9 protein-coding genes are annotated in these 10,163 nt (G+C 72.4%); 6 read left to right on the top strand and 3 right to left on the bottom strand.

Annotated elements, in window-relative coordinates; all coding sequences use genetic code 11:
* The 3 genes from ABYX71_RS07865 to ABYX71_RS07855 form a co-directional block, all read right to left on the bottom strand.
* Positions 1 to 1,017: PA0069 family radical SAM protein (locus tag ABYX71_RS07865; protein WP_372695949.1), on the bottom strand; the 1,017-nt coding region annotated here is incomplete at its 3' end.
* The gene (locus ABYX71_RS07860) at positions 1,010 to 2,248 is read right to left on the bottom strand and encodes a multifunctional CCA addition/repair protein (protein ID WP_372695948.1); all 1,239 of its coding nucleotides are present in this window, start codon (positions 2,246 to 2,248) and stop codon (positions 1,010 to 1,012) included. The genes ABYX71_RS07860 and ABYX71_RS07865, both read right to left, overlap by 8 nt.
* The gene (locus ABYX71_RS07855) at positions 2,245 to 2,631 is read right to left on the bottom strand and encodes a gamma-glutamylcyclotransferase (RefSeq protein ID WP_372695947.1); all 387 of its coding nucleotides are present in this window, start codon (positions 2,629 to 2,631) and stop codon (positions 2,245 to 2,247) included. Before ABYX71_RS07855 ends, ABYX71_RS07860 begins: the two co-directional genes overlap by 4 nt.
* Before the next feature lie 87 nt (positions 2,632 to 2,718).
* Here ABYX71_RS07855 and ABYX71_RS07850 point away from each other — a divergent pair, with 87 nt between their 5' ends.
* From ABYX71_RS07850 to ABYX71_RS07825, 6 genes are all read left to right on the top strand, one after another.
* On the top strand, positions 2,719 to 5,127 hold the full coding sequence (locus ABYX71_RS07850) for a Lon protease family protein (RefSeq protein WP_372695946.1): 2,409 nt from the start codon (positions 2,719 to 2,721) through the stop codon (positions 5,125 to 5,127).
* A complete protein-coding gene (locus ABYX71_RS07845) occupies positions 5,114 to 5,926 on the top strand; it encodes a universal stress protein (RefSeq protein ID WP_372695945.1) in 813 nt (270 codons plus the stop codon). Before ABYX71_RS07850 ends, ABYX71_RS07845 begins: the two co-directional genes overlap by 14 nt.
* A gap of 145 nt (positions 5,927 to 6,071) precedes the next feature.
* On the top strand, positions 6,072 to 6,935 hold the full coding sequence (gene glyQ / locus ABYX71_RS07840; RefSeq protein ID WP_372695944.1) for a glycine--tRNA ligase subunit alpha: 864 nt from the start codon (positions 6,072 to 6,074) through the stop codon (positions 6,933 to 6,935).
* Positions 6,935 to 8,998 carry a glycine--tRNA ligase subunit beta gene (glyS, locus tag ABYX71_RS07835; RefSeq protein WP_372695943.1) on the top strand — a complete coding sequence of 688 codons (2,064 nt, stop codon included), beginning with the start codon at positions 6,935 to 6,937 and terminating at the stop codon, positions 8,996 to 8,998. The genes glyQ and glyS overlap by 1 nt, the downstream gene beginning before the upstream one ends.
* Positions 8,995 to 9,561 (top strand): D-glycero-beta-D-manno-heptose 1,7-bisphosphate 7-phosphatase, encoded by a 567-nt coding sequence (gene gmhB, locus ABYX71_RS07830; RefSeq protein WP_372695942.1) that lies wholly within the window; start codon positions 8,995 to 8,997, stop codon positions 9,559 to 9,561. The genes glyS and gmhB overlap by 4 nt, the downstream gene beginning before the upstream one ends.
* Positions 9,555 to 10,163 (top strand): lysophospholipid acyltransferase family protein (locus ABYX71_RS07825; RefSeq protein WP_372695941.1); only part of this gene is annotated, 609 nt, incomplete at its 3' end. The genes gmhB and ABYX71_RS07825, both read left to right, overlap by 7 nt.

Raw genomic sequence — 10,163 nt, 5'->3', positions numbered from 1 at the left:
TGCCGGCACGCCGCCAAGGCCGTGTCGGCGGCAGGCGATGTCGAAGCGCTGGCCGAGCAGGGTGGCGTAGTCGCCGGCGCCGCGCTGGCGGTGACCGAAGGTGTTGCTGGAAAGGCGCTCGCCCCACAGGTCGCGCAGGGCGTTCAGCACGCGCCGGGCGCGTTCCGGCCGGTGGCGGTGCAGCCAGTCTTCGAACAGATCCGCCACCTCGCCCGGCAGGCGCAGCACGGTGTAGCCGGCAAAGCTGGCGCCGGCCTTGGCGGCAGCGCCGAGGATGGCTTCCAGCTCGTGGTCGGTGAGCGCCGGGATGATGGGCGCCACCAGCACGCCCACCGGCACGCCGGCATCGCGCAGACGGGCGACGGTGTCCAGCCGCGCCTGCGGCGCCGCGGCGCGCGGTTCCAGCGTGCGGGCGATGTCGCGGTCGAGCGTGGTGATGGACAGGAACACGCTGACCAGGTTGTGGCGGGCGAGCTGCGCCAGGATGTCCAGGTCGTGCGCGATACGGCCGGACTTGGTGACGATGCCGACCGGGTGGCGGCAATCCAGCAGCAGTTCCAGCACGCGGCGGGTGATGCGCCAGTGCCGCTCGGCCGGCTGGTAGGGATCGGTGTTGGTGCCCATGGCGAGCACCTGGCAGCGGTAGCCGGGCTTGCGCAGGGCGTCTGCCAGCAGTTCGGCGGCGCGCGGCTTGGCCAGGATGCGGGTTTCGAAATCCAGCCCCGGCGACAGGTCCAGGTACGCGTGGCTTGGCCGGGCAAAGCAGTAGATGCAGCCGTGCTCGCAGCCGCGGTAGGGATTCAGCGACTGGTTGAACGGCAGGTCCGGCGAGTCGTTGCGGGTAATGACCGAGCGCGTGGCATCCACGCTGACCACGGTGCGCGGGTCGGCGCCGGGTTCGTCCCCAAGTTCCTCAAGCGACTCGGCGTCGGGCGCCGCGGCGCGCTCCGTGCGGGCGTAGCGCGGCGTCGGGTTGTAGCCGGCGCCGCGGCCTTTGTGGGTGCGCCCCTCACTCATCGACCTTGATCGCCGCCGCAATGGCCCGCGTGCGCGCCTGCCGCAGCGCGCTGCGCATGGCCTCGCCGGTGAGGCCGCGTTCGACCAGCGGACGCACGTCCACGCCGCGCGCGGCCTCGAAGGCCTGCTGCAGCCGCACCGCCTGCGGGTAGGGGCGGTCCGCGTAGCCGGTGCGGCCACGGTGGTCGGCCTCGCAGGCCAGCAGGAACTGCGCGAAGCGCTGCGGCCGGCGCAGGGCGTCGGTGCGCTCGATGATTTCCAGCAGGGTGTCGGGACGCAGTTCCAGCGCCCGGTGCGCGTTGCCGTGGTCGCGCGCCACGGCCTGCGCCAGTTGCCGGTAGGCCACCGGCACCTTGAGCCGCGCGCACAGGCCACTGACCAGCTCCACGCTGCGCGCCTCGTGGCCGTGGTGGCTGGGCCACTCGCCGGGCGGCGTGGTGCCCTTGCCCAGGTCGTGCAGCAGGGCGGCAAAGCGCACCTGCGGGTCGTCACTCAGACGGGCGGCCTGCGCGAGCACCATCAGCACGTGCACGCCGGTGTCGATCTCCGGGTGCGGCCCGGCCGGCTGCGGCACGCCGAACAGGCGGTCGAGTTCCGGCAGCAGCTTTGCCAACGCGCCGCAGTCGCGCAGCACGCCGATGAAGCGCTGCGGGTCCGGCTCGCGCAGTGCCCGCTCGAACTCCTGCCACACCCGTTCGGGCACCAGCGCGTCCACTTCACCGGCCGCCACCATGCGCCGCATCAGCGCCTGCGTGTCGTCCGCCACGGTGAAACCCATGCGGTGAAAGCGCGCCGCGAAGCGCGCCAGGCGCAGGATGCGCACCGGGTCCTCCGCAAACGCGGGCGAGACATGGCGCAGGCGCCGGGCGGCCAGATCCGCCTGCCCGCCGTAGGGGTCGATGACGCTGCCGTCCGGTGCCTGCGCCATCGCGTTGATGGTCAGATCACGCCGCTGGAGGTCCTCTTCCAGCGTCACGTCCGGCGAGAAGTGGACGGCAAAGCCGTGGTAGCCGCGCGCGGTCTTGCGCTCGGTGCGGGCCAGCGCGTACTCGTCGCCGCTGTCCGGATGCAGGAACACCGGAAAGTCGGCGCCCACCTGCTTGAAACCGGCGCCGATCAGGTCGTCCGGCGTGGCGCCGACCACCACGTAGTCGCGGTCGGTCACCGGCAGGCCGAGCAGGCGATCGCGCACCGCGCCACCGACCAGATAGGTGCTGAACGGCAGCTTCACGGGCGCCACCAGTGGCCACGGGGCAAACGCCGGGCGCCGCGCAGCGGCCGGTTGTACCAGTACACCCACGCCTGCGCGCGGCCGCCGCGCCACTGCACCGGCACGCTCTCGCGCCGGTACTGGCCGGCCTGCGGGTCGGTCCGGTCGCAGGCTTCGTAGCGGTCCAGTGCCGCCAGGGCGGCCGGCCGGGTCAGGCGGTACAGCTCGCCGTGCACCCGCTCGCCGGGACGTCGCGCCGGCCGGGCCGCCGGATACGGCCCAAGGTCGTACAGACAACCGGCGACACTCGCCCGGCCAAGGCAGTACGCCACCGGCCGCAGCCGGCCGTGGGCACCGGCACCGCGGCGCAGGCTGCCGTAGACAAACAGGAGCGGCTTGATCATGGTCGCGCAGTCAGGCTCGCAAGGCTGGTTATTATCGAGCCAAAGCCGGTGCCGCCGGCGGCACGCCACCCGGAGCGGAGAAATTCGATGGCCGTAGCGCCACTGACGCCGCAGCAGCTCTACACGCCGTGCCCGATCGAGCTCATTCCGTACCAGACCACGGCGGACGTGACCGAGACGCTGGAGGTGGTCGGTCAGGAACGCGCCCTGGCGGCACTGGAGTTCGGCACCGGCATCCGTCACGACGGCTATAACCTGTTTGTCCTGGGCAGCCCCGGCGCCGGCCGGCATGGCGTGGTGCGCAGCTTCCTGCAGCAACGGTCGGCCCGTGAGGCCACGCCGCCGGACTGGTGCTACGTGCACAACTTCGAGCAACCGCACCGGCCGCGCGCCCTGCGCTTCGCGCCGGACCGGGGGCGGCACTTCTGCGACGCCATGACGCAGCTGGTCGAGGAGTTGCGCAGCACCCTGCCGGCGGCCTTCGAAAGCGACGAGTACCAGGCCCGGCGGCGTGTGGTGGAACAGGAATTCAAGGACCGCCACGAACAGGCGGTGGATGAAATCCGGGAACAGGCCCGCGCCAAGGACGTGGCCTTGATCTCCACGCCCGGCGGATTCGCCTTTGCGCCGCTGTCCGGCGGCGAGGCCATGTCGCCGGCGGCGTTCCACAAGCTGCCGGAGGAAACGCGCCAGCGTATCGAGGCCGACATCGAACAACTCGAACAGGAGCTGGGCGAGCGCCTGCGGCGCCTGCCGCAGTGGCAGAAGGACGCGCGCCGGCGCATCCGCGAGCTGGACCGCGACATCGCCACCGGCGTGGTGCAGCCGGCATTCGGTGAGCTGAAATCCACCTTCGGCGACACGCCGGGGGTGGCCGGCTATCTCGACGCCGCCTGCCAGGACGTGATCGACAACGTCGGCGATTTCGTCGCCTCGCACGAGGAAGCCGGCCCGCGGCTGCCGTTCGCGCCGGAGCCGACCTTTACCCGCTACGAAGTGAACGTGCTGATCCGCCACCCGGACGGGGGCGGCGCCCCGGTGGTCTACGCCGACCTGCCGAACTATCCGAACCTGGTCGGGCGGCTGGATCACCAGGCCCGTTTCGGCACGCTGTCCACGGACTTCACGCTCATCAAGCCGGGTGCCCTGCACGAGGCCAACGGCGGCTACCTGCTGCTGGACGCGCTGCGCCTGCTCAGCCAGCCCTACACCTGGGACGCGCTCAAGCGCGCGCTGCGCGCCAAGGAGCTGCGCATCGAGCCGCTGGAGCGGGCCATCGGCCTGCTGACCACGGTGTCACTGGACCCGGAACCGATCCCGCTCGACGTCACCGTGCTGCTGATCGGCGACCGGCGCCTGTACTACCTGCTGGTCGAACACGACCCCGAGTTCGCCGAACTGTTCAAGGTGGCGGCCGACTTCGAGGACGACCTGCGCCGCGACCCCGCCAGCACCGACGAGCTGGCCCGCCTGCTGGCCACCCAGGCCAACCGCCGGGGCCTGCTGCCGTTCGGCGCGCCGGCGGTGGCGCGGGTCATCGAGCACGCCTCGCGCAGCGCAGGGGACGCCCAGCGCGTCGACGTGCGCCTGAACCACCTCGCCGACCTGCTCACGCAGGCCGACTACTTCGCCCGCCGGTCGGAGGCCGCACAGGTAACGCCGGATCACGTGCAGCAGGCCATCGACGCCGCCGAGATGCGCGCCGGGCGCGTGCGTGAACGCCTGCAGGAGGCCATCCTGCGCGACACGCTGCTGATCGACACCCGCGGCGAGCGCATCGGCCAGATCAACGGCCTGGCGGTGCTGGGCCTGGGCGGCACCCTGTTCGGCCGGCCAAGCCGCATCACCGCCCGCGCCCGCCCCGGCCAGGGCCGCGTGCTGGACATCGAACGCGAGGTGGAACTCGGCGGGCCGCTGCATTCCAAGGGCGTGCTGATCCTGTCGAGCTTTCTGGCCGCCCGCTACGCCACCGGCGAGGCCCTGTCGCTGTCGGCCAGCCTGGTGTTCGAGCAGTCCTACGGCGGCGTCGACGGCGACAGCGCGTCGTGTGCCGAGCTGTACGCGCTGCTGTCGGCGCTGGCGGACGCGCCGCTCCGCCAGTCGCTGGCGGTGACCGGCTCGGTCAACCAGTTCGGCGAGGTGCAGGCCATCGGCGGCGTGAACGAGAAGATCGAGGGCTTTTTCGACATCTGCAACGCCCGTGGCCTCAGCGGCGACCAGGGCGTGCTGATCCCGGCCGCCAACGTTCAGCACCTGATGCTGCGCGGCGACGTGCGCGACGCGGTGGCCGCCGGCCGCTTCCACATCTATGCCGTGCGCACCGTGGACGAGGGCATCGAACTGCTGACCGGCCTGCCGGCCGGCGTGGCCGACGCCGAGGGGATCTACCCCGAAGGCAGCATCAACGGTCTGGTGTCCGACCGCCTGGCCGAGTACGCGCGCATCCGGGCGGCGCTGGCCCACGGTGGCGGGGAAAACGGCAATGGCGACGCCTGATCCGCCCGGCGAATCGCGGGTGCTGGTGGCCGTCGACGCGTCGGCCGCCAGCCTGCTGGCACTCGAACTGGCCGCCGACCTGGCCGCCGCCCTGCGCGCCAGCCTGACCGGGCTGTATGTCGAAGAGGAAGACCTGCTGCACGCCGCCGGCCTGCCGTTCGCGCGCCGGGTGCGCGCCCAGTCGGGGGAGCTGGCGCCGTTCAGCGCCAGCGAACTCGAACGCGAGTGGCGGGCCCTGGCCGGCGTCGCACGCGAGGCGCTGACGCGCGTCGCCCAGGCCCGCCGGCTGAGCTGGCACTTCGAAGTCGTGCGCGGCCGGGCGCTGCAGGTGGTGCCGCAAGCCAGCCACGGGGTACGCCTGGCCGGCCTGGGCGTCAGCAGCCGCGGCGAACGGCGCCTGGGCTCGCTGGCACAGGCGGCGCTCGGCGCGGCCGGCGCCTCGGTGCTGCTGGTCCCCCCGCAGCGTCGGCCCGGCACGCACTGGGTGGCGGTAGTCGACAGCGCCGCCAGCGCTGCGGCAGTGCTGGGCATGGTCGCCGCCCTGGTCGACAGCGGCGCCGCCGAGCTGCCGGTGCTGCTGGTGAAGTCGGACCTGGACGCGGCACTCGTGCTGCCGCCGGCGCTGACAACCGTGCCACGACTCATCCTGCCGGCAGACAGCACCGCGCATACAGTGGCAGCCCGCCTCAGATCGGCCCGCGCCCGCGGACTGATCGTCGGCGCCGACAGCCCGCTGGCCACGCCGGCCGCCGCGCAGGGCCTCCTCAACGACGGCTGGCCGCTGCTGCTGGTGCGCTGAGCCGCTCCCCACCGCGTCAATCGCTCCCCCCGCCACCACCGGGGGCGCCTCGGCTGGCGACACGCCGGCCAGCGCACTTCCGCGCCTCGCTATAATCCGCCCCTTTGTGCGGGCGAGCGCCCCGCCAGCCGCAACGAGGCCGCCGGTGACCTTCCAGGACCTGATTCTTCGCCTGCAAACCTACTGGGCACGCCAGGGCTGCGCGCTGATGCAGCCGCTCGACATGGAAGTCGGCGCGGGCACGTTTCACCCGGCCACCTTCCTGCGCGCGCTCGGGCCCGAACCGTGGGCGGCCGCCTACGTGCAGCCCTCGCGCCGCCCGACCGACGGCCGCTACGGCGACAATCCAAACCGCCTGCAGCACTACTTCCAGTTCCAGGTGGTCATCAAGCCGTCGCCGCTGGACATCCAGGACCTGTACCTGGCCTCGCTGCGGGAACTGGGCATCGACCCCACGGTGAACGACATCCGCTTCGTCGAGGACAACTGGGAGTCGCCCACACTCGGCGCCTGGGGCCTGGGCTGGGAGGTGTGGCTCAACGGCATGGAGGTGACGCAGTTCACCTACTTCCAGCAGGTCGGCGGCATCGAATGCCGACCGGTCACCGCCGAGATCACCTACGGCCTCGAACGCATTGCCATGTACCTGCAGGGCGTCGACAGCGTCTACGACCTGACCTGGGTGGACGGGCCGCAAGGCCGCATCACCTACCGCGACGTGTACCACCGCAACGAGGTCGAGCAGTCGCACTACAACTTCGACCATGCACCGGTGCCGGCGCTGCTGGCCGCCTTCGACGCCGCCGAAACCACCTGCCAGGCCCTGGTCGAGGCCGGCCTGCCGCTGCCGGCCTACGAGCAGGTGCTCAAGGCCTCGCACAGCTTCAACCTGCTCGATGCCCGCGGCGCCATCGGCGTGACCGAGCGCGCCCGCTACATCCTGCGCGTGCGCACCCTGGCGCGTGCCGTCGCGCAGGCCTACGCGGCACCGGCCACGGAGACCGCCTGATGGATGCCCTGCTGATCGAAATCGGCACCGAGGAACTGCCGCCGCGTTCGTTGCGCGCACTGGCGCAGGCCTTCGGCGAACACCTGCGCCGCGGCCTGGCCGACGCCGGCCTGACCGAAGCCGATGCGCCCCTGGCCGTGTTCGCCTCGCCGCGCCGCCTGGCGGCGCAGGTGGCCAACGTCCGCCCACAGGCAGCGGACCGGCCGGCCGAGCGACGCGGACCGGCCCTGAAAGCCGCCTACGACGCCGACGGACAGCCCACGCGCGCCCTGCTCGGTTTCGCGCAGTCCTGCGGCGTCGACGTGAGCGCGCTCGAAACACTCGAGACGAACAAGGGCGCCTGGCTGGTGTACCGCCACACCCAGGCCGGCGAGCGGCTGACCGACGCCCTGCCGCGGCTGTTCGACGCCGCCGTCAAGGCCCTGCCGATCGAGCGGCGCATGCGCTGGGGTGACGGCGAACATGGCGAGTTCGTGCGCCCGGTGCACTGGCTGCTGGCCCTGCACGGCGCCGACGTGGTCGACTTCACCCGTTTCGGCCTGTCCAGCGGACGGGCCACCCGCGGCCACCGCTTCCATCACCCGCAACCGCTCGACATCACGGATGCCGCGCGCTACGCGGAGCAGCTGATGGGCGCGCACGTGGTGGCCGACTTCGCCGCCCGCCGCCAGCGCGTGGCCGACTGCGTGCGTGAGGCCGCGGCGGCGCTCGGCGGCCAGGCGGTGCTGGAATCGGCGCTGCTGGACGAGGTCACCGCACTGGTGGAATGGCCGGTTGCGGTCAGCGGTGGTTTCGACGCCGATTTCCTGGCCGTGCCGGCGCCGGTCCTGATCGCGGCGATGGGCGCGCACCAGAAGTACTTCCACGTGGTGGACGACGAGCCGCGGCTGCTGGCGCATTTCATCACCGTCGCCAACATCGACAGCCCGGAACCGCAGCGCGTGCGCGCCGGCAACGAGCGCGTGCTGCGTGCCCGCCTGGCCGACGCCCGCTACTTCTGGGACACCGACCGCCAGCGCCCGCTGATCGAGCGCTCCGCCGCCCTCGACGGGGTGGTCTACGAGCAGCGCCTCGGCACACTGGCCGACAAGACCCTGCGCGTCGAGCGCCTGGCCGGCCTGCTGGCCGGCGAGCTGGGCGCCGACGCCGCGCACACCGTGCGCGCGGCGCGCCTGGCCAAGGCTGACCTGCTCACGCACATGGTCGGCGAATTCCCGGAGCTGCAGGGCGTGATGGGGGCCTACTACGCGCAGCACGACGGTGAGCCCGCGGCCGTGTGCGCCGCCATCCGCGAGCACTACCTGCCACGCCACGCCGGCGACGCCCTGCCGCCTTCCGCGGAAGGACAGGCGCTGGCCCTGGCCGACCGGCTGGACACCCTGGCCGGCATCATCGGCGTCAGCGGCACGCCGGGCGGCGACCGTGACCCGTTCGGCCTGCGCCGGGCGGCACTGGCGGTGGCGCGACTGCTGATCGAGGCGGAACTGCCACTGGACCTGCCGGCGCTGCTGGATGCCGCCGCCGAACCGTTCGACGCGCCGGCACTGGCGACACAGGTGTTCGACTTCGTCCTGGACCGCCTGCCGGCGTACTACGATGGCCAGGGTTTCAAAGCCGACGAGATCGATGCCGTGCTGAGCCTGAAGCCGGGCCGGCTGCTGGAGCTGGATCGCCGCCTGCGCGCGGTGGCCGGCTTCCGGACACTGGCCGCTGCCGACAGCCTCGTGGCGGCCAACAAGCGGATCGCCAACATCCTGGCCAAGGCCGGCGAGACAGCCGCTGAGGCCGCCATTGATCCGGCGCTGTTCGACGACGCCGCCGAAACCGACCTGGCGGCGGCCCTCGCCACCGCCGAGCAGCGTTGTGCGCCACTGCGCGAAGCCGGCGACTATGCCGGTGTCTGCCGCGAGCTGGCGACCCTGCGCGAGCCGGTGGACGCCTTTTTCGAGGCCGTCATGGTGATGGCGGACGACGACGCCGTGCGGCGCAACCGCCTGGCCCTGCTGACCCGTCTGCACCGGCTGTTCCTGGGCGTGGCCGACCTGTCACGCCTGCAGGCGTGAACGGCCCGGCGCGCGCGCCCGATGGGTCACGCCGCTGGGTGGTGCTCGACCGCGACGGCGTGATCAACCAGGACAGCCCCGACTACATCCGCAGCCTGGCCGACTGGCACCCGCTGCCGGGCGCCCTGCAGGCCATCGCCCGCCTGAGCGACGCCGGCTTCGGCCTGGCGGTGGCCACCAATCAGTCCGGTGTCGGCCGCGGCTACCTCGACCTGTCCACGCTGGAAGCCATCCACACCCGCCTGCGGGAGCAGGTGGCGGCCGCCGGCGGCCGGCTCGCCGCCATCGCATGGTGCCCACATACGCCCGATGACCACTGCGCCTGCCGCAAGCCCCAGCCCGGCCTTCTGAAGCAGTTGATGGCCGAGTGCGGCTTTGCCGCCATGGACGCGCTGATGATCGGCGACGCTGCGCGCGACATCGAGGCCGCCCGCGCCGCCGGCATGACGGCGCTGGCCGTGGGCACCGACGCACGGCGCCTGGGCGCGGACTTTGGCGTGCCGAGCTTCTGCGACCTGGCCCACGCCGCCGACTGGCTGCTCGAGGGAAACTGGCCATGCTGACCTTCCTGCGCTCGCTCACCTTCTCGGCCGGCATGCTGGCCACCATCATCGCCTACGGCGCCCTGGTGCCGCTGGTCGCCCTGCTGCCGTTCGCCCGCCGTTACGCGTTCACCCGCCACTGGGCCCGCACCAACCTGCGCTGGCTGGAGTGCACCTGCGGTGTGCGGTACCGCATGGTGGGCCGGGAAAACCTGCCGCAACAGCCGGTGGTGGTGCTGTCCAAGCACCAGTCCACCTGGGAAACCCTGGTGTTCCAGGAAATCTTCCCGCCGCTGGTGTGGGTGATGAAGCGCGAACTGCTGTGGCTGCCGCTGTTCGGCTGGGGCCTGGCCCTGGGGCGGCCGATCGCCATCGACCGCGGCGCCGGTCGACGCGCCATGGAACAGATGCTCAGCCAGGGCCAGCACCGCCTGGACGACGGCCTGTGGGTGGTGATCTTCCCGGAAGGCACGCGCATGCCGCCGGGCCAGCGCGGGCGGTATCGGCCGGGCGGCGCGCTGCTGGCCGCACGCGCCGGCGTGCCGGCGCTGCCAGTGGCACACAACGCCGGCGAGCTGTGGGGCAAGCGACGCTTCCTGAAACGCGCCGGCACCATCACGGTC

It is taken from the genome of Immundisolibacter sp. (assembly GCF_041625615.1).
Lineage (GTDB): Bacteria > Pseudomonadota > Gammaproteobacteria > Immundisolibacterales > Immundisolibacteraceae > Immundisolibacter.
Note: the sequence above shows the minus strand (reverse complement) of the source record. Positions and strands in the feature narration are given on the sequence as shown.

Excerpts from the sequence above, each read along its gene's own strand:
- ABYX71_RS07850 (WP_372695946.1), top strand. The coding sequence starts at position 2,719 with ATGGCCGTAGCGCCACTGACGCCGCAGCAGCTCTACACGCCGTGCCCG.
- ABYX71_RS07855 (WP_372695947.1), bottom strand. The coding sequence starts at position 2,631 with ATGATCAAGCCGCTCCTGTTTGTCTACGGCAGCCTGCGCCGCGGTGCC.
- ABYX71_RS07845 (WP_372695945.1), top strand. The coding sequence starts at position 5,114 with ATGGCGACGCCTGATCCGCCCGGCGAATCGCGGGTGCTGGTGGCCGTC.
- glyS (WP_372695943.1), top strand. The coding sequence starts at position 6,935 with ATGGATGCCCTGCTGATCGAAATCGGCACCGAGGAACTGCCGCCGCGT.